Source organism: Nostoc sp. (genome assembly GCF_036919495.1).
Lineage (GTDB): Bacteria > Cyanobacteriota > Cyanobacteriia > Cyanobacteriales > Nostocaceae > Nostoc.
This window is the reverse complement of the sequence record NZ_JBALBZ010000015.1, coordinates 36129-55426: the sequence shown is the minus strand read 5'-3', so window position 1 is coordinate 55426 and position 19298 is coordinate 36129. Positions and strand designations below refer to the sequence as shown.

The following is a 19298-nucleotide window of genomic DNA, read 5'->3' as shown; positions in this document are numbered from 1 at the left end:
CCCAAATAATTCGCAACAAGACTGCTCCTAATCTGTTTGGTTGGTCGTGGCAGACTGAATAACTGCCTACCCCTGATTATTGAGCCGATACCAATATTTCTACTATGCCTTTGCTCACTTTCATAGCTTTGTCTAAAATCCAGTTAAATAAGGAATTATTGACAATATCTAATGAATTTATGGATATAGTCACTCATCTAACGACATAGTTTGTAGTCTGAAAAATATTAATGCAAAAGATTTGAATGTTTCGTAGTTTGACATCCACCGAAAGAAATAGTTTTTATAGCAGTTTTGGATATAAAAAAGGTAATGGGTGATACGTTTTCACCCATTACCAATGTTACAAATTATTGGAGTCGTGCCAGAGAATCGATATTAAATATCTAAATCGGTAAAGTTGAGTTTAGAACCATAGGTTTCGATGAATTCCCGTCTGGGAGCAACGCGATCGCCCATTAAAATTGTGAAGATGCGATCGGCTTCGGCAGCGTCCTCAATTTCGACTTGCTTCATTTTGCGGGTTTCTGGGTTCATTGTGGTGTCCCAGAGTTGTTGTGGCATCATTTCACCCAAACCTTTGAAGCGTTGGATGGTGTAGTTGGCGTTAGCAGGGAATTTGGCGATCACTTGATCTTTTTCGCGATCGCTATAGCAGTACTCATGATTACGTCCCCGTTCTACTTTAAACAGTGGGGGACAAGCAATATAAATAAAGCCTTGTTCGATCAGCGCTCGTTGATATCGATAGAAGAATGTTAACAACAAAGTCCGAATGTGCGCCCCATCTACGTCAGCATCGGTCATAATGACTATGCGGTGATAACGCAATTGGGTGGAATCGAATTCATCACCTTTGACACCTAAACCGAGGGCTGTAATTAACGATTGAACTTCGTTATTTTTATAAATTTTGGCATCGTCAGTTTTTTCAATGTTGAGAATTTTACCACGTAGAGGCAAGATAGCTTGAGTGCGGCGATCGCGTCCTTGTTTGGCACTCCCACCGGCTGAATCCCCTTCCACGATGAATATCTCGGATTCGCTAGGATCGCGAGAACTACAATCTGCCAATTTACCAGGTAATGGCGAAGATTCCAGTACTGATTTGCGCCGAACTAATTCCCGCGCATGACGCGCTGCTTCTGCGGCTTTGAAAGCTTGGATGGCTTTATCTAAAATTGAGTCTGCGATCGCCGGGTGAAATTCTAGGTACTCGGTGAGGACTTCTCCTACCAAAGAATCGACAATCCCTCGAACTTCAGTGTTACCGAGTTTGGTTTTAGTTTGTCCTTCAAATTCTGGATCTGGGACTTTAACGGAAATTACGGCTGTCAAACCTTCGCGAACGTGTTCGCCACTGAGGTTAGGTTCATTCTCTTTAATTTTATTGCGCTTGCGAGCGATCGCATTTAATGTCCGAGTCAGAACCGCCTTCAACCCTTCTAAGTGTGTACCACCATCCACGGTGCGAATATTGTTAGCAAAACCTAGAACATTATCCGTATAAGCATCAGTACACCATTGCAAGGAAACTTCCACTTGTACGTTATTGCGTTCCCCCTGCACATAGATAATTTCTTCATGCAGTGGCTGCTTCTCGCGGTTCATGTAAGCGATATATTCTTTAATGCCACCCTTGTAATTGTAGGATTCTACTTTTGGTGTATCGCTTTTTAGTAGTTCTAAACGGTGGTCAGTAAAGGTAATTTTGACACCTGCATTCAGATAAGCCAATTCCCGTAGGCGACCTGATAAAGTGATGTAATCAAACTCAATGCTAGTTGTAAAGATTTGAGTATCTGGCTTAAAGGTGACAGAAGTTCCAGTTCTAGCTTCTTTGTAAGGCTTTGTTTGCAGTTCGGTAACCGGGATACCGCGTTCATAGCGTTGGAGATGAACTTTTTTATCTCGCCAAACTGTAACTTCTACAACCTCAGATAGGGCATTAACAACAGAAATACCAACCCCGTGTAATCCTCCAGAAACTTTGTAGCCACCGCCGCCAAACTTACCACCAGCGTGCAGTACCGTCATCACGGTTTCCAAAGCCGATTTTCCGGTGCGCGAGTGAGTATCAACGGGAATACCGCGACCATCATCTGTTACAGTTACTGAACCATCAGCGTTGATATCCACCTCTATATGAGTGCAATGACCTGCCAAAGCCTCATCGATTGAATTGTCCACCACCTCGTAAACTAAATGGTGGAGTCCTCGCGGCCCAGTGGTACCAATGTACATTCCTGGTCTTTTGCGGACGGCTTCCAGACCTTCCAGAACTTGAATCTGATCGGCACTGTAACTGCTCGTCATGTAAACTCTCCTGATGCGTGGGGTTGAAATCGCCTAAAGGCAAATAAAAGTAAAAACACTCCAAAATTGTAACACAAAAGCCTTGCTGGCGTCTGTAGGGCATTTTCAAGAGAAGTTTATACTGGGGTTGCACTACCGTATAAGAGGGCAGGGGCAGGGGAGGCAAGGGGAGCAGGGGGAGAATAGGTTAATGACTAATGACTAATGACTAAATTAATCGTGATTTGTGGGGCGACGGCAACGGGTAAATCGGGTTTGGCTTTGGCTTTGGCAATGCGGTTTGGTTCTGTAATTCTCAGTGCTGATTCTCGTCAAGTTTATCGTGAGTTTGATATTGGAACGGCAAAACCAACTGTAGCTGAACAAAAATTGGTGCCACACTATTTAATAGATATCTGCAATCCAGCAGATATCATGACAGTAGCAGACTATCAGGAGCAAACACAAGCCTTAATTGCTTCTGTTGGTGTTACACCACTGTTTTTAGTTGGTGGCACTGGTTTATATATACGTTCCATTGTCCAAGGGATGAAAATTCCGAGAGTTGCGCCACAGATGGAATTGCGATCGCAACTTGAATCTCTCGGTCAACCACAACTCTACGCAATGTTACAACAAGTTGACCCAGTTGCAGCACGAAAAATTCATGGCAATGATTCTGTGCGAACTTTAAGAGCCTTAGAAGTATATTATGTTACTGGATATCCCATTTCAGAACAGCAAGGGGAGAATCCACCAAATTATCCGATTTTGCAAATTGGTTTAGATTGCGATGTCGAAAAGTTGCTTGCTCGTATTCAACTGCGTACTGAGCAAATGATAGCAAATGGTTTGGTCGCTGAAGTGGAGTATCTTTGTCAAAAATATGGCGCTGATTTGTCTTTGTTGAATACTTTGGGCTATCAAGAAATTAAGCAATATTTGGCTGGGGATATTTCCTTAGATGAGGCGAAAGAATTAACAATTTTGCATACGCGACAATTTGCCAAACGACAACGCACTTGGTTTCGAGCATATCCAAAAATTGAATGGTTTGATGCCAATGATCCTGATTTATTAGAGAAGGTTTGGCGGCGTATAAATGAGTTTATAAGTCGCACAATTTAGTGAGATTTTTTTTGCTCATGCAAAGACGCAAATATTTTTTGCGTCTTTACAGTGCGTGTCCTAAAGAGTGTCGGTATCTACGCCCATAGCCCGTAGTCTATCTGCTAGTAATTGGGTGCGTTGTTCGGCTTGGGAAGCTCGTTCATCTCCAGTCGATAAAACATTGCCATCTTGGTAACACCAGCGTAACCAATGATCCTGTCTGCCTTCAAATTCACCTTCCCACAGAGTTACACCTAAACCAACTTGTTCTAACCAAATTTCTGAAGTTTCAAAGTAGCGTGTTCCCCTAAGTTCATAAACGCGCAGGATTTTTTCTCCTAATTGCTGATTCTGGTCATATACGATGTAGTAGCTAGCCCGTATTTGTTCATAAATTTTCAGTTTTTTGCCCAGTTCATCACCTTCTTTATTAGAGACAATTTCTAGGACAACTTCTGGAGGTTTGCCAAAACGCCAAACCATATAACAACGATTTTGTTTTTCCCACCATTTTTCAGGTACTTGCACATCCAAGCTGAGAAAGACATCAGGTACAATGGGGGGCTGAAGGTCTGTGTAGTAAGGGACTTCCAAGAAATATATTCCAAGAAACGAACCACAGAGACAAGGCAGCGCGGTCTTGGGGGTTTCCCCCATGAGCGACTGCCGCGCAGAGAACGCAGAGAGAAGAAATAGAGAGAGTTTTTGCCTCAGTTTTGGAACATTTTTTTATTTGGAAGTCCCTAAATGCCCACATTAGCTTCAGCTAAAAAAGTCTGGCTTTGTAGAGAACTGTAAAGAGAACTCACTAAAAGGCGTTGTTGTTTGGCAGAAGCAAAATTGTCTACAGGTGTATCATCTTCAGTGACTAGCTGGTTGGCATCTGGCACATAGTAATCATCATCATTGATTAGAACTTGCTGAACCATGATTTTATCCAGTATTTGAGAGCATTATTTCTAGGTTACTAGATTGGGGATAGGAGGGTGCATTGAATCAATATTTAATACTGAAAAATTCTGAGGAGTAGTCATCAATGGAATATTTCTCAGAACTTATGAAATTTTCTGGGCTACTAAATGATTTCAGACAACCCTGGTTTGTAGCGGGTGGATGGGCAATAGACCTTTTTATAGGAGATGTAACTAGGGTGCATAAAGATATAGAAATTGCAATATTTAGGAAAGACCAGAACAGGCTGAGAGAATATTTATTTGACTGGAAATTTACTAATGTTGTTAATGGAAAAATGCAGCCTTGGAATGAAAACGAATGGCTAGAGTTACCAATACATGAGATTCATGCTCATACTAAAAATAACTTATTATCAGAACTAGAGATTCTTTTGGATGAGTGTTCACAAAGGGAGTGGAGATTTCGCAGAAATCTTGATATTGCACGTCCATTATCAATGATTATTTTACGTTCTGATATTGGTATACCGTTCCTTACTCCAGAAATTGTACTCTTATATAAAGCTAAGAATCCCAGGTCTAAAGACGAAGATGATTTTTATCGTATATGCAGCTTACTAGATAAAGAACGTCAAGTTTGGCTTAAACAAGCAATAACTGTGTGTCACCCCGGACATCATTGGCTTGCAGAAATTCATGCTAGCTGAAAATGAGTGCGATCGCTTTTACGTACTTTTGACTGCTATTCTTGCAACAATAGTAATTACAGCTATATTAACCAGCCTGCAACATCTACCTTGAACTTTAAAAAACTATGCTTACCCAAGATAAAAAACAACGCAACTGGAAACCCATTCTCAAAGCATTCGAGGCTGTCCTTGGCAAAAATGGTGTGGTGCAACGCCGTGAAGAACTCATTACCTATGAATGCGATGGTTTAACTGGTTACCGCCAACGTCCGGCTGTGGTGGTGTTACCCAGAACTACAGAACAAGTTGCAGAAATTGTAAAGATATGCAACCAATATTCTATCCCCTTCATAGCACGCGGTTCTGGTACTGGTCTATCTGGCGGCGCTTTACCATTAAAAGATTCTGTTTTAATTGTCACTTCCTTAATGCGGCAAATCCTCAGCATTGATTTGGAAAATCAACGGACAGTTGTCCAACCAGGGGTGATTAATAGTTGGGTAACACAAGCTGTCAGTGGTGCTGGTTTTTACTACGCTCCTGACCCTTCTAGCCAAATTATCTGCTCTATCGGGGGCAATATTGCCGAAAATTCTGGTGGCGTACATTGTCTCAAATACGGTGTTACTACTAACCACGTTTTAGGATTAAAAATTGTCACGCCAGAAGGAGAAATTATTGATTTAGGCGGACAAATCCCAGAAATGCCTGGTTATGATTTAACAGGTGTGTTTGTTGGTTCCGAAGGCACATTAGGAATTGCCACAGAAATTACTTTGCGAATTCTCAAAAGTGCAGAATCAATTTGTGTGCTGTTGGCAGATTTTACTAGCATTGAAGCTGCGGGAGCAACTGTTTCTGACATCATCAGCGCCGGAATTATTCCTGGTGGTATGGAAATGATGGATAACTTCAGCATCAATGCAGTTGAAGATGTTGTAGCAACTAATTGTTATCCCCGCGATGCTACTGCCATTTTGCTAATAGAAATTGACGGTTTAGAAGTGGAAGTTGCAGGAAATAAGCAACGAGTTATTGAAATTTGTAAAAAGAATGGGGCACGAAATGTCACTTCTGCTACTGACCCAGAAACCAGATTGAAATTATGGAAAGGGCGCAAAGCCGCTTTTGCTGCGGCTGGGCATTTAAGCCCAGATTATTATGTACAAGATGGTGTAATTCCTCGGACTCAGTTGCCTTATGTTCTGCACGAGATTAAGACTTTAAGTGAACAATATGGTTATCGGGTTGCTAATGTATTTCATGCTGGCGATGGCAATCTTCATCCGCTAATTCTTTATGATAATTCTGTGCATGGAGCATTAGAGCAAGTAGAAGAAATGGGTGGGAAAATTCTTAAACTTTGTGTCCAAGTTGGTGGTAGTATTTCTGGCGAACATGGGATTGGTGCAGAGAAAAAGTGCTATATGCCACAGATGTTTAGCCAAGTTGATTTAGAAACTATGCAGTGGGTGCGGCAAGTTTTTAATCCTAAAGGTTTAGCAAATCCTGAAAAGATATTCCCCACACCACGAACTTGTGGTGAAGCAGCGAATGCATCGGCACTCAAACAATTTGAAGGTGTGGAAAGATTTTAAAAAGTTAGGAGTTAGGAGTAGAGACGCGATTAATCGCGTCTCTACAAAAATTAAGAGTTTGGAGTCATAATTTATCAGGTTCTGGTATCCTTAAGTAGATTCATGACCAAAATTAGCTCCGTATTATTTTAATTATTCTGACCTCTAACTCCTGAGTTCTGACTCCTGAATTTTGAATCATCATTCCTTTACATCATCCGGAGGATTACAACTTTTTTTTGTAGTTATATATATTCCGATCGCACTAGGTCACGCTTACAAATGAACCGGGTTGCTCGCCGTTATGTTTCTTACTTAATATGTTTGGGATTAGTAGCCATTTTAACAATTTTTTCGCTCTCTTCAGTCTCTTCAGTCTCTTCGCTGCCAGTTTATTCCCAAAACATAAGTCCATTAACTACAGAAATCCGCGGCGTTTGGCTCACTAATGTTGCTAGTGGTGTACTATTTATTCCTTGGGGTATTAACCGTGCTATCAACCAATTATCGACTCTCAACTTTAATACAATTTATCCTGTAGTTTGGAACCGAGGACATACTTTTTATAAGAGTGCTGTAGCTAAAATGACTACAGGTTCGGAAACTCAACCTTTGCTCAACTTCATGCACGGTGGACAGGATGTTTTAGCAAAGATAGTAACACTTGCCAATAATAAAGATTTAAGAGTCATTCCCTGGTTTGAATACGGGTTTATGACGCCGCATTATTCACAATTAGCAAGGCGTTATCCCGACTGGTTGACAATTGGGCAAGAAGGTATAAAGTCTACCCAAGATGCTCCACCAGAAGAAATCGATAATGTTTTGGTAAGTAAGGTGGCTTGGTTGAATCCCCTACATCCGCAAGTGCAAGAATTTATCCAAGGGCTAATTTTAGAAGTAGTCAGAGATTACGATGTGGATGGTATTCAGCTTGACGATCATTTTGGGATGCCAGTACAGTTTGGCTACGATCGCTTCACTATTGAACTCTACCAGAAAGAGCATCAAGGCAAAAGTCCCCCAACTGATCCTTTTAACTCAGAATGGATGCGGTGGCGGGCAGACAAAATTACTGATTTTATGGCAGAAATCTATCAAGCTGTCAAGGCAGTAAAACCTAAAGTTAGAATATCTCTGTCTCCTAACTATCAAGCTTTTGCCTACAAATACTATTTGCAAGATTGGGAAAATTGGGTAAAAAAAGGTTTAGTTAATGAGTTAATTTTACAGGTGTATCGAAATGATAAAAACTCTTTTATCGCTCAACTGGAACAATCATCGATAAAATTGGCTCAAAGTCTAATTCCTGTAGGTATTGGTATATCAACGGGAACGGTGCGTAATCCTGTGAAAATGGCACAAATTAGAGAACAAGTTCAGGTTGTACGCGATCGCAATTTTGACGGTATCTCCTTTTTTTACTGGGAGAGTCTCTGGGGTTACATTGTACCCGAATCACCCCAACAGCGACGCAAAGGTTTTTTTGATCTGTTTAATGCTAAAACTGTCAGACTATTACAACCAAAGAAACTTTAATGCCATTCGCCTCGGAAAATACTAGATTTGGCTTTATATTGCTGTGGACTTTCGCTACTTTTGGCGGTTTTTTATTAAGTTTACTCTTTATTGAAGTTGGCGATAAACCAGATATTGGAGTGGTAGAGGCGGCTATCGGTGGAATTGCGATCGCAATTCCTCAAGGTTGCCTTCTCAAAGAACCTATTTATTGTATCAGGTGGATTTTGTCAAGTCTTTTGGGTTGGACTATCATCACCGCTATCGGTATTGGTGCGGTGGGTTGGATAGTACCTAGCACTCAAATTCTTCCCATGAGAATCCTGTCTGGGGCGGTTTCTGGTGCGCTTGGCGGCTTAGGCATTGGATTGGCACAGTGGTTGGCAATTCCCCAGCCTATGCCGTGGCGATGGATATTTGTCTCTTCGGCAAGTTGGGCTGTTGCTGTCCCCGTGGGTTCTGCTGTCGGGATGATCTTACATCGCCTGATGCAGCTATTCTTAGGCGAAGTCATGGGATTAGCCATCACTTGGCTGCTAGTTGGTATCTTCACCGGAATGAATGCTCATAAATTGCGATTGTGAATTCCCCCAGTCCCTATTCCCTATATTAAGAATTATAAATTTAATTGATATATAATGAGGTTTGCAATTAGCTATATGCAACAATCTTGAAAAACTGTTAAAAATCAACTTCAATAAGTTTGCCCTAACCTGCAAATGTATTTTCGCCTTCAAAAAGCAGGATTTGTTAAGCTGACTTTTATTAGCTTTCCTAGATTTCTGACAAGAAGTAGAGAAAGATCCAAATTTCGATGAGCAATAGCTGACAATACTTTGCTATAGGCGCTGAAGTGCATTTAATATAAGCGTAACGACAAGAGAGCGCCTAGAAGAGTCAGTAATACCAGACAGGGACTCTCGCATGACTATAAATCCAACGGAATCAACTATGGAGTTGACAAAATTATCACCACCTCAGATTCTCTTCGGCACAGAAGTAGATGAGAAAAGCAGTAGTGAGCAGTTTATACTGAGCATGTACGATTCTGTGCAAGCATCAATATTTGTAGTTGATGTTTTGGAGGACGGAGATTTTCGGTATGTGGCACTTAATCCTACTCATGAGCAGTGGATAGGCATTCGCTCAGATGATCTCCGGGGTAAAAAACCAGAGGATATTCTCTCTCCCATCGATGCTGCTAAGGTGCGTCAACATTATGCTGAATGTGTGCTATTTGGCAAAACTATTTCTTACGAACAATGTTTGCAATTCCAGGGGGTTCAGACTTGGTGGAGTACGACTCTCACGCCGTTAAGGGATGCTAACTCCAGGATTTATCGACTGATTGGTACTAGTAGAAATATTACTCCTGTGAAGCAAGCAGAACAGGCAGTTGGACTCCAGGTTGAACGGGAACAACTGCTAGAAGCGATCGCCGGACGGATTCATCAATCTCTAGAATTTGAGACAATTCTGCATCAGACAACAATTGAACTGCGGCAATTTTTGAATTGCGATCGCGTCCTTATTTATCGCTTCAAGGCTGATGGCAGTGGGGTAATCATTGCCGAATCAACTGTGACTGATCCCCTGTTGGGAAAAAATATTACCGATCCCTGCTTCAGTGGCAAACATCCAGAACACTACGAGCGAGGTTGCATTCAAGTTGTCGAGGATATTTATGCTGATGGTTTGCATCCTTACCATATAGATTTTCTGGCATCTTTGCAGGTGAGAGCCAATCTAGCCGTGCCGATTTTCAAAGAGCAAGATATGTGGGGGCTATTGATTGCCCAGCATTGCCACCAATCGCGTCAATGGCAGCAAACAGAAACTGATTTACTCAAACAGTTGGCAATTCAAATTGGCATTGCTGCCAGACAGGCAGAACTTCGTCAGCAGTTCAAGGATCTCAAAGCAAAGTTGGAGTTGCAAAAACAGAAGCAAAAAAATCAGTTGCAGCAGGTGCGAAACTTTCAAGCCTTGGTGCGACGCATGACAGAACAAATCCGCGATAGTCTGGATGAAAGTCAGGTATTGCAGACACTCACCCAAGAATTAGCAGAGTTACTCAACCTTGACCGTTGTCAAATCGAACTCTATAACACCTGTCAAACTCTGGTTACTATTACCTACGAGTACAGCATTAACCTACCTCGGTGTCAAGGATTGACTAAACAGATTGCAGACCGACTTGAAGTTTATCAGCCCTTATTGCAAAAACAACCTTTGCAATTTTTAGAAATTGTCCCAGGATGGCAACCAAACCTATTGGTTATGTCCCAGATGGCTTGTCCAATTTTCGATACTCAAGGGATTTTAGGAAACATTTGGTTGACAAGACCGACACAAGAGGCATTTGATGAATTTGAAATCGAGTTAGTGCAGCAGGTTGCAAGTGAATGTGCGATCGCTATTCGTCAAGCCCAACTTTACCAACAAAACCAGGCACAGGTAAAAGAACTAGAAAAAAGCGATCGGCTTAAAAACCAATTTCTCAGAAACCTATCCCAAGAACTGCGGACACCAATAACTAGCATCAGCCTTGCAGTCCAAACCCTCGAAAGTGTCCTGACACCAGCAGAAATATTAGAGATAGAAATAGTTCCACAACTCTTGCAGATTCTGCATAACGAGTGTGCGCGAGAAAGCAAGTTAATTAACGACCTACTCACACTTACATATCTAGAAGCCGAACCCGATCCCCCAACTTTGATTGCCATTGACTTACAAAGCTGGCTTAACCCCATTATTGAGTCTTTTCGAGACCTTACCAGTTGCCAGCGACAGCAGTTAAACCTGAGTATTGATCCCACACTCCCGCTTTTAGAGACAGATATCACAGATATGGAGAGAATTATCACCGAACTACTCAACCATGTCTGCAAATATACCCCAGCAGGTGAGTCTGTCACAGTTTCTGCTCACTTGATAACGGACGCAGTAGAGCTTAATATTAGCAATTCGGGACTAGAGCTTACCAGCAACGAACTGTCACGGATATTTGAGCCTTTCTATCACCTTTCCAAACACGATCCTTGGAAACATAGCGGCACTGGACTGGAATTGGCATTAGTGCAGAAAATGGTCAGACATTTAGGCGGCTCAATTTATGTAGAGACTGGAGCCGGTCAAACCACCTTCACTATCAGATTCCCCTTTAATTAGTTTTTTGGCACGGTACTAGCTAAATTGTCAGAAGTCTGCTATGATTATTATTCGTGCGGGTGACTAGCTCAACGGTAGAGCAGTAGACTCTTAATCTATTGGTTGCGGGTTCAAATCCCTCGTCACCCACTAATTTCAGCCCTACAGAAAAAAGCCCTTGCATAAATCGAGCAAGTGCCAGGCTAGGAAAACCCCTATTTTCAGGGATAAATACCACTAAGGCTTTGACTAATTTAAATAAAAACCCTCTCTTAGCATTCAAGTGTAAGCTGTTGCGTCTTTAATTTGCACTAATATTTTTTCAAGATGATTGTATTGAAAACAGGCGGTTAAACTGACTCCACTGAGGAAGCACCGAAACGGTAGCCTTTGCCATAGACTGTGTGAATCAGTGTAGTTTCTTTACCTACCTCAATCTTACGGCGTAGCAAACGAATTAATGCGGCAATTACATTACTACTGGGTTGTTCTTCTTCTTGCCATAAATTTTCCATAATCTGGGCATGAGTCATTAGTTGCCCAGTGTGTTCCATAAAATATTGTAGTAACTGGCCTTCTTTTTGCGATAGCTCAATTATTCTTCCTTGGCGATAGGCTACTTGATTTTCACAATCGAGTTCTAAATCAGCGACGGTTAAACGTCCGGTGGTGGTTTCATAGGTTTGGGAACCGGAACGACGCAATAAAGCCCGGACTCTGGCTAGTAACTCTCGCAGTTCAAAAGGTTTAACCAAATAGTCATCAGCACCAGCATCTAAACCTTGTACGCGGTCATCTAGAGTATCTTTGGCTGTGAGAAACAGCACGGGAGTAGTTTTGCCTTGGCGTCGCAATTGCTGACAAATTTCTAACCCCGTTTTTCCTGGCAGCATCCAATCTAAAATTAGTAGGTCATAGCTACCTGTTTGTGCATGTTCGTTGCCACTTGTGCCATCGTAAGCGGCATCGACAGTGTAACCCTCACGAGTTAATAAACGACTCAAGGGTTCAGTTAGTTCAACTTCATCATCAACTAATAAAATTCTCATGCTGCTTGTGGTAAGCATATAGAGATATTCTCAATATTATTCAACTGCCAGAACGCCAAGGATATTAAAAAAAGAATGCTGACTGTTGCATTGCCAAAAGGGGAACTCCTTAAAAATAGCATCCGCCTGCTACAATCTGTCGGGTTAGATTTTAGTGCTTTTTTAGATTCTGGAACTCGCCAACTTCAAATTCCTGATACTAAGGGAGTCGCAAAAGCTTTGTTGGTGCGGGCGCAGGATGTGCCTGTTTATGTGGAATATGGTCAGGCACAACTGGGTGTTGTTGGTTATGATGTGCTGCGAGAAAAGCAGCCGCAAGTTGCCCACTTGGTGGATTTGCAGTTTGGGCATTGTCGGATGTCGGTGGCGGTAAAGGCATCCAGTTCTTACCGATCGCCTTTAGATTTACCTCCGCATGGTAGAGTTGCTTCAAAATATGTAAATTGCGCTCGTGAATATTTCCACAGTCTAGATTTACCTGTGGAAATAGTGCCGTTGTATGGTTCAGTTGAACTAGGCCCGATTACGGGAATGTCAGAAGCGATCGTGGATTTGGTTTCTACAGGGCGGACTTTGCGCGAAAATGGTTTGATTGAAATTGCTACTCTCTATGAAAGTACGGCGCGGTTGATTGCCCATCCTTTGAGTTACCGCATGAACACGGGTAATTTAAGTGATGTAATTGCCAAGCTGCGAGAAATAGTTTTGGTAGAGGTGTAATAGTAGTGCTGTCAAGGTAACGTAATTCACGGTTTATCGAATAACCCAAAGAAACCTCACCCTGATTTTACTTGGCAAAACCTGTCTCTCTCCTTAGTAAGGCTACAGTGTACACACAAGTCCTAAAAAGCTAGCTTGATGACGCTTTCCTTATTCTCATGTAGAGCATGGAAATGAGAGAAATAGATAGCATTGTCAGTCGATACAATGGCGTTGCCAGTCGATACAATGGCATTGCTAGTCAATACAATGGCGTTGCCAGTCAATACAATGGTGTTGCTAGTCAATACAATGGCATTATCAGTCGATACAATGGCATTGTCACTCGATACAATGGCATTGCAGGTTAAGAGACTTGTGTGTGTACAACGTAGCCTTGTTAGGGACTTCCAAATAAAAAAATGTTCCAAAACTGAGGCAAAAACTCTCTCTATTTCTTCTCTCTGCGTTCTCTGCGCGGCAGTCGCTCATGGGGGAAACCCCCAAGACCGCGCTGCCTTGTCTCTGTGGTTCGTTTCTTGGAATAATTTATTTCTTGGAAGTCCCTTAAGGAGAGCGATGTCTGTGAGGACAAGGTGAGGTTTTAATGATTAGTAGATAGTCTGCAACAATTAAATCTCCTCATACAAACTAAATTTGTTTACACTAGAATCAGCGCGATATGTACAACAGGCTACGCCTAAGCAATAATTTTGCGGCGTGTACAGGGAATGCTTGCTACTAAAAATCACTTTAATAATGCGAATTTAGCATTTTGACAGAATTTAACAGGCTTTCCTGAACAGCCAGAGGCGGGGAAAAGACTAAGAATTATTACAAGAGGTTAAGCTATTCTTGAGATAGCCACCCTGATGACTGAATATTACATTTAAATTGATTAATAAAAGTTAATGAACGCTGGACAAATTGATACAGAAATGGCGCGGCTAGAAGCCCTCCACCAGTATCAAATTCTTGACACCGAACCCGAAGAAGCTTATGACAATCTTGCTCAGTTAGCGGCATTTATTTGTGGTACTTCCATCTCTTTGGTAAATTTCATTGATGAAAACCGCCAATGGTTTAAGGCAAAAGTAGGTTTAGATGTATCAGAAATGCCCCGGTGTGTTGGGTTATCTTACCTTTGCCAAGAGCGGCGTAATGTTGTGGTGGTTCCTGACACCCTAGCTGATGAAACATTAGCAAATAATGCGGTAGTAACTGGCTATCCATATATACGGTTTTATGCAGGTGTACCCCTAATTACTCCCAAGGGAGATATGCTGGGAACTCTGTGTGTAATTGACCAAGCCCCAAAAGAATTGAGCCAAAAACAAGTGGAAGCGCTTGTAGCTCTAAGTCGCTTGGTAATCGACCAATTAGAACTCAGGCGTCATGTAACTGAAGTATCTCAAATTACCGAGAAGCTCGTGGCGTATGAGCAAGCAGCACACGTCGAGTCAGAATCGGCCAGAATCCGCATTGCTAATATGCTAGAAAGCATCAGTGATGCGTTTTTTGCCTTAGATAAAAAGTGGCGATTCACCTACATTAATGGTCAAGCAGAACTACTGTTGCAAAAAACCCAGAATGAATTATTAGGTCAAAGCATCTGGGAGGTATTTCCAGAACTCATAGACACAACATTCTATCATGAGTATCACAGGGCAATGTTAGAACAGGTGAGTGTGGAATTTGAGGAGTTTTATCAGCCACTAAACTGCTGGCTTCAAGTCCACGCTTATCCTGCAAAAGACGGCTTATCTGTTTATTTCCAAGACATTACTGAACGACGACGAACAGCAGAAGCACTACGAGAGAGTGAAGAACGTTGGCAATTAGCATTAAATGGTAATAATGATGGTATTTGGGATTGGAACCTCAAGACTAATGAAGTGTTCTTCTCAACTCGCTGGAAAGAAATGCTCGGTTATAAAGACCGCGAAGTTTCCAACGGTTGGGATGAATGGACAAAACTAATCCACCCCGATGAGCGAGATTGGGTACTTCAAGCCTTCCAAGACCACTTTGCCAAGAAAATACCGTTTTACGTCTGTGAATATCGAGTCCAATGCCAAGACGGCAGCTATAAATGGATTCTAGATCGAGGACAGGCACTTTGGGACGCATCGGGTGATATAGTGCGGATGGTGGGTTCTTATACAGATATAACAGATCGCAAGCAGGCAGATGAGGAATTAAAGTGGCAGAATTTGCGATCGCAATTATTTGCTGAAATCACTCTGAAAATTCGAGAATCATTACAAATAGACGAAATCCTCCAAACCACGGTAACAGAAGTACAAAAACTACTACAAGCTGACCGAGTTTTAATTTTTCAACTGTGGCCTGATGGTTCGGGAACAGTAGTGCAAGAGGCGGTGCTACCCGGTTGGCCGGTAATTCTGGGAAAAAATATTTTTGACCCCTGTTTTAAGGAAGAATACATAGAAAGATATCGCCAGGGCAGAGTCAGTGCGATGGAAGACATTCAAGCTGCTCACATTCAACCATGCCATCGAGAATTTCTTCAGCAGTTTGCTGTCAGGGCTAACCTCGTAGTGCCAATTCTCGTCAGGGACAGCATTTGGGGCTTATTGCTGGCTCATCAGTGTGCTGCACCTCGAGAGTGGAATAACTTTGAGACGGAGTTGTTAAAGCAACTAGGTAATCAAATTGGGATTGCTTTATCTCAAGCGCAACTATTAGAAAAAGAAACCCAGCAAAGTCATGAACTCGCTCGTTCTAATGCGGAATTGGAACAATTTGCTTATGTGGCTTCCCATGACTTGCAAGAGCCATTACGGATGGTAACGAGTTATTTACAACTACTAGAGCGAAGATACAAAAGTCAACTTGATGCTAATGCCGATCAGTTTATCAACTATGCAGTAGATGGGGCCAGGCGGATGCAGACGCTGATAAATGATTTGTTGAATTATTCTCGCGTCAGCACCCGTGGACAGCCCTTTATGTCCGTAAATTGTAGTATTGTCTTAGAGCAGGCGATCGCTAATCTTGAAATTGCGATCGCAGATAGTAAAGCAATTGTCACTCACGATTCTCTACCTGAAGTAATGGCTGATGCTACCCAATTGATACAAGTATTTCAAAACCTGATTGGCAATGCGATCAAATTTTGCCGTCATCAGCAGCCACGAATTCACATCGGAGTAGGGAAGCCAGATGCAAATCCAAATGGGGAAAGTTTAAATGTTATCCCGTCGGTAGATGAATGGTTATTCTGGGTACGCGATAATGGTATTGGTTTGGAATCCCAGTATGCTGAACGTATTTTTATAATTTTTCAGCGATTACACGGTAGAGATAAGTATCCGGGTACTGGAATTGGTCTGGCAATTTGTAAGAAAATTATAGAACGCCACGGCGGTCGGATCTGGGTTGAGTCAAAACCGGGTCAAGGCTCGACTTTCTACTTCACAATTCCAGATAGAGCAAGTAAGCAATTGTGGACACCATAAAAGCGATTATGCCTATTGAGGTTTTGTTGGTAGAGGATAATCCAGGCGATGCCCAACTCACACGCATCGCCTTGGAAGATAGCAAAATCTCCATTCACTTGAATGTGGTCGAAGATGGTGTAGAGGCAATGGCATTCTTGCGAAAGCAGGAAAAATATGTCAAAGCAGCCCATCCAGATATTGTGCTACTTGATTTAAATCTCCCCAAAAAAGATGGGCGAGAAGTACTAGCAGAAATTAAAGGAGATGAAAACCTCAAGCGAATTCCTGTAGTAATTTTGACTACTTCCCAAGCTGAAGAAGACATCCTCAAAGCCTATAATTTATGTGCAAACTGTTATATAACAAAGCCCGTAGATTTCGATCAATTCGTTAAAATTGTACAATCAATAGAAAATTTTTGGTTTGCGATCGTAAAACTGCCACCGGAGTAGTGGAAATGGCAGGTAAAAATATTAAAGTCTTATTAGTAGAAGATAATCCTGGTGATGTATTTTTATTACAAGAGTTTTTAAAAGAAGTTACTACAGTTGTAGTTGATTTGTCGCCCGTTGAGCGACTTTCCGAAGCACTCAACTACTTAGCTAAGGAACTTTTTGATGTAATTTTGTTAGACCTCTCGCTGCCAGATAGCCAGGGACTGGAAACCTTTGTCATTGCTCACCATCAAGCAAAAGCCACCCCGATAATTGTGCTAACGGGTATAAACGATGAAACCCTAGCAATTAGAGCAATGCAAGAAGGAGCGCAAGATTATTTGGTGAAAGGGCAAGTAACTGGCGATTTGCTGGTGCGCTCAATGCGTTATGCTATTGAACGGCAACGGGCCGACAACGCACTGCGACAGAGTGAAGAACGATTTCGGGTGGCCCTAAAAAATTCTCCCATTTTTGTCTACAACCAAGATTGCGGGTTACGCTATACCTGGGTTTACAATCCTTCCTATGGATTGACGGTTGAAGAAATGTTGGGCAAACAAGATTTAGATATTATCCCAGTTGAAGATGCTCAACATCTCACCACAATTAAACGCGGAGTGTTAACCACTGGCATAGGAACGCGAGAGGAAGTATCAATAACAATCAAAGATACAACTCGATATTACGATTTGACAGTTGAGCCATTGCGGAATGAGTCGCAAGAAGTTGTTGGCGTGACATGCGCCAGTATTGATATTAGCGAACGACAAGCCGCACTGCGCGAACAGCAAGCTGCGCTACGCGATCGCAAATTGGCAGAAGAAAAAATCCGCGAACAAGCAGCATTACTTGATGTCACCACAGATGCCATTTGCCTGCGAGATTTAAACAATCAAATTATCTTCTGGAACAAAGGTGCAGAAACACTTTACGGTTGGAAAGCGGCAGAAGCTTGGGGCAAAAATGCCACTGAGCTTTTGTATGACGAACCTTCACCAGAAATCGAAGCGGCTCTTTTACAAGTTCTTAGTAAAGGAAAGTGGCAGGGCGAGTTAACTAAACTTACTAAAACTGACAAGGAAATCCTTGTTGCTAGTCGCTGGAGTTTGGTGTGCAACGAACAAGGGAAACCCAAATCTATTCTCACAGTTGACACAGATATTACCGAGAAAAAACACTTAGAAGCCCAATTGTTTCGCGCCCAACGCCTAGAAAGTATTGGCACTTTAGCTAGTGGCATTGCTCACGACCTCAACAATATCTTGACACCGATTTTGGCAGGAGCGCAATTATTACCGCTCAAATTTCCTAATGCAGATGAGCGAACTCGTCATCTACTAGAAATTTTGGAAATTAACGCTAGACGCGGTGCTGATTTAGTCAAACAGGTGCTATCCTTTGCGCGGGGTGTAGAAGGGAAGCGAATCACTTTGCAACTCAGACATATAATTGTGGAACTTGGCAAGATTCTCAAAGAGACATTTCCCAAATCCATAGAAATTAGCACCGATGTACCGCAGGATTTGTGGATGCTTTCTGGAGATAGCACCCAACTGCATCAAGTGCTGATGAACCTCTGCGTTAACGCCCGCGATGCTATGCCCAATGGCGGTAGTTTGAGTATCTCTGCTGAGAATCTGTTAATTGACGAAAATTATGCCCGGATGAACCTGGAAGCCAAAGAGGGGCCTTACACAGTGATTACTGTCTCCGATACAGGAAGTGGGATTCCTAGAGAAATCTTAGATAGAATTTTCGAGCCATTCTTTACCACAAAAGATGTGGGACAAGGCACTGGTTTAGGACTTTCCACCGTGCTGGGGATAGTTAAAAGCCACGGAGGTTTTGTGGACGTGTATAGCGAAGTGGGAAGTGGCACTAGCTTTAAGGTTTACTTACCAGCAGTCGAAGGAATGGAAACACTCACTCCAGAAGAATTGCCACCGCAGAGAGGACATGGAGAATTAATTTTGGTTGTGGATGACGAAGTTGCAATTCTTGAGATTACCAGAACATCACTAGAAACTCACAATTATAAAATCTTAGTTGCCAGTGATGGCATTGAGGCGATCGCGCTGTACGCTAAAAATAGGGACAAAATTAGTGCTGTACTAATGGATCTTATGCTGCCTTCGTTAGATGGTTTAACTGCCATCCGTACCCTGCGAAAAATCAATCCCCAAGCCAGAATTATTGCCAGCAGTGGACTTATGTCTGAGAAGAAGCTCAGTTCATTAACTAACATTGGTGTCAATACGTTTTTGCCAAAGCCCTATACTGTCAACGAATTATTGCTTTCTTTACAGAAAGTACTATCGTGAGTCAAACAATTTTAGATTTTAGATTTTAGATTTTAGATTGTCTCTCCTCCTCCCCCTGCTTATCCGAACCGTATT

At 42.1% G+C, this 19298-nt stretch carries 14 protein-coding genes, 1 tRNA gene and 1 pseudogene; 12 read left to right on the top strand and 4 right to left on the bottom strand.

What is annotated here, in order from left to right; genetic code table 11:
* Positions 1 to 378: 378 nt before the first annotated feature.
* The gene (gene gyrB / locus V7K25_RS01810) at positions 379 to 2316 is read right to left on the bottom strand and encodes a DNA topoisomerase (ATP-hydrolyzing) subunit B (protein WP_335154529.1); all 1938 of its coding nucleotides are present in this window, start codon (positions 2314 to 2316) and stop codon (positions 379 to 381) included.
* 204 nt (positions 2317 to 2520) lie between these two features.
* On the opposite strand from gyrB, the gene miaA reads away from it, so the two are divergent.
* On the top strand, positions 2521 to 3423 hold the full coding sequence (gene miaA, locus V7K25_RS01805) for a tRNA (adenosine(37)-N6)-dimethylallyltransferase MiaA (protein ID WP_335154527.1): 903 nt from the start codon (positions 2521 to 2523) through the stop codon (positions 3421 to 3423).
* A gap of 60 nt (positions 3424 to 3483) precedes the next feature.
* On the opposite strand, the gene V7K25_RS01800 is transcribed toward miaA, so the two are convergent.
* Positions 3484 to 4062 carry a Uma2 family endonuclease gene (locus V7K25_RS01800; RefSeq protein ID WP_335154525.1) on the bottom strand — a complete coding sequence of 193 codons (579 nt, stop codon included), beginning with the start codon at positions 4060 to 4062 and terminating at the stop codon, positions 3484 to 3486.
* A gap of 89 nt (positions 4063 to 4151) precedes the next feature.
* A pseudogene (locus V7K25_RS01795) lies at positions 4152 to 4334 on the bottom strand (Uma2 family endonuclease); the annotation flags it as partial.
* Positions 4335 to 4441: 107 nt separating this feature from the next.
* Between V7K25_RS01795 and V7K25_RS01790 the strand changes: the two are divergent.
* The 6 genes from V7K25_RS01790 (at position 4442) to V7K25_RS01765 (ending at position 11403) form a co-directional block, all read left to right on the top strand.
* Positions 4442 to 5026: a nucleotidyltransferase domain-containing protein gene (locus V7K25_RS01790; protein ID WP_335154523.1), complete on the top strand. Its 585-nt coding sequence runs from the start codon at positions 4442 to 4444 to the stop codon at positions 5024 to 5026.
* A gap of 107 nt (positions 5027 to 5133) precedes the next feature.
* Positions 5134 to 6606, top strand: a complete 1473-nt coding sequence (glcD, locus tag V7K25_RS01785) for a glycolate oxidase subunit GlcD (RefSeq protein WP_335154521.1) — start codon at positions 5134 to 5136, stop codon at positions 6604 to 6606.
* Between the two features lie 261 nt (positions 6607 to 6867).
* Positions 6868 to 8124: a glycoside hydrolase family 10 protein gene (locus V7K25_RS01780; RefSeq protein WP_335154519.1), complete on the top strand. Its 1257-nt coding sequence runs from the start codon at positions 6868 to 6870 to the stop codon at positions 8122 to 8124.
* Positions 8124 to 8687 (top strand): hypothetical protein, encoded by a 564-nt coding sequence (locus tag V7K25_RS01775; RefSeq protein ID WP_335154517.1) that lies wholly within the window; start codon positions 8124 to 8126, stop codon positions 8685 to 8687. Before V7K25_RS01780 ends, V7K25_RS01775 begins: the two co-directional genes overlap by 1 nt.
* Before the next feature lie 340 nt (positions 8688 to 9027).
* The gene (locus V7K25_RS01770; RefSeq protein ID WP_335154515.1) at positions 9028 to 11274 is read left to right on the top strand and encodes a GAF domain-containing protein; all 2247 of its coding nucleotides are present in this window, start codon (positions 9028 to 9030) and stop codon (positions 11272 to 11274) included.
* A 57-nt stretch (positions 11275 to 11331) separates the two neighbouring features.
* Positions 11332 to 11403 (top strand) — tRNA-Lys (locus V7K25_RS01765).
* 200 nt (positions 11404 to 11603) lie between these two features.
* Here V7K25_RS01765 and rppA read toward each other — a convergent pair.
* Positions 11604 to 12302: a two-component system response regulator RppA gene (gene rppA / locus V7K25_RS01760; protein WP_335154535.1), complete on the bottom strand. Its 699-nt coding sequence runs from the start codon at positions 12300 to 12302 to the stop codon at positions 11604 to 11606.
* Between the two features lie 75 nt (positions 12303 to 12377).
* Between rppA and hisG the strand changes: the two genes are divergently transcribed.
* From hisG to V7K25_RS01735, 5 genes are all read left to right on the top strand, one after another.
* Positions 12378 to 13022 (top strand): ATP phosphoribosyltransferase, encoded by a 645-nt coding sequence (hisG, locus tag V7K25_RS01755; protein WP_335154513.1) that lies wholly within the window; start codon positions 12378 to 12380, stop codon positions 13020 to 13022.
* Positions 13023 to 13195: 173 nt separating this feature from the next.
* A complete protein-coding gene (locus V7K25_RS01750; RefSeq protein ID WP_335154512.1) occupies positions 13196 to 13372 on the top strand; it encodes a hypothetical protein in 177 nt (58 codons plus the stop codon).
* Between the two features lie 540 nt (positions 13373 to 13912).
* Positions 13913 to 16483 carry a GAF domain-containing protein gene (locus V7K25_RS01745; RefSeq protein ID WP_335154510.1) on the top strand — a complete coding sequence of 857 codons (2571 nt, stop codon included), beginning with the start codon at positions 13913 to 13915 and terminating at the stop codon, positions 16481 to 16483.
* Between the two features lie 8 nt (positions 16484 to 16491).
* Entirely contained in the window at positions 16492 to 16917 is a 426-nt protein-coding gene (locus V7K25_RS01740) for a response regulator (RefSeq protein ID WP_442948047.1), read from the top strand.
* Positions 16918 to 16922: 5 nt separating this feature from the next.
* Positions 16923 to 19223, top strand: a complete 2301-nt coding sequence (locus V7K25_RS01735) for a hybrid sensor histidine kinase/response regulator (protein WP_335154533.1) — start codon at positions 16923 to 16925, stop codon at positions 19221 to 19223.
* The last annotated feature ends 75 nt before the right edge of the window (positions 19224 to 19298 follow it).

Bases quoted from the DNA above. Each gene is read 5' to 3' on its own strand.
- gyrB (WP_335154529.1), bottom strand. From the start codon at position 2,316: ATGACGAGCAGTTACAGTGCCGATCAGATTCAAGTTCTGGAAGGTCTG.
- miaA (WP_335154527.1), top strand. From the start codon at position 2,521: ATGACTAAATTAATCGTGATTTGTGGGGCGACGGCAACGGGTAAATCG.
- V7K25_RS01800 (WP_335154525.1), bottom strand. From the start codon at position 4,062: ATGGGGGAAACCCCCAAGACCGCGCTGCCTTGTCTCTGTGGTTCGTTT.
- V7K25_RS01790 (WP_335154523.1), top strand. From the start codon at position 4,442: ATGGAATATTTCTCAGAACTTATGAAATTTTCTGGGCTACTAAATGAT.
- glcD (WP_335154521.1), top strand. From the start codon at position 5,134: ATGCTTACCCAAGATAAAAAACAACGCAACTGGAAACCCATTCTCAAA.
- V7K25_RS01780 (WP_335154519.1), top strand. From the start codon at position 6,868: ATGAACCGGGTTGCTCGCCGTTATGTTTCTTACTTAATATGTTTGGGA.
- V7K25_RS01775 (WP_335154517.1), top strand. From the start codon at position 8,124: ATGCCATTCGCCTCGGAAAATACTAGATTTGGCTTTATATTGCTGTGG.
- V7K25_RS01770 (WP_335154515.1), top strand. From the start codon at position 9,028: ATGACTATAAATCCAACGGAATCAACTATGGAGTTGACAAAATTATCA.
- rppA (WP_335154535.1), bottom strand. From the start codon at position 12,302: ATGAGAATTTTATTAGTTGATGATGAAGTTGAACTAACTGAACCCTTG.
- hisG (WP_335154513.1), top strand. From the start codon at position 12,378: ATGCTGACTGTTGCATTGCCAAAAGGGGAACTCCTTAAAAATAGCATC.
- V7K25_RS01750 (WP_335154512.1), top strand. From the start codon at position 13,196: ATGAGAGAAATAGATAGCATTGTCAGTCGATACAATGGCGTTGCCAGT.
- V7K25_RS01745 (WP_335154510.1), top strand. From the start codon at position 13,913: ATGAACGCTGGACAAATTGATACAGAAATGGCGCGGCTAGAAGCCCTC.
- V7K25_RS01740 (WP_442948047.1), top strand. From the start codon at position 16,492: ATGCCTATTGAGGTTTTGTTGGTAGAGGATAATCCAGGCGATGCCCAA.
- V7K25_RS01735 (WP_335154533.1), top strand. From the start codon at position 16,923: ATGGCAGGTAAAAATATTAAAGTCTTATTAGTAGAAGATAATCCTGGT.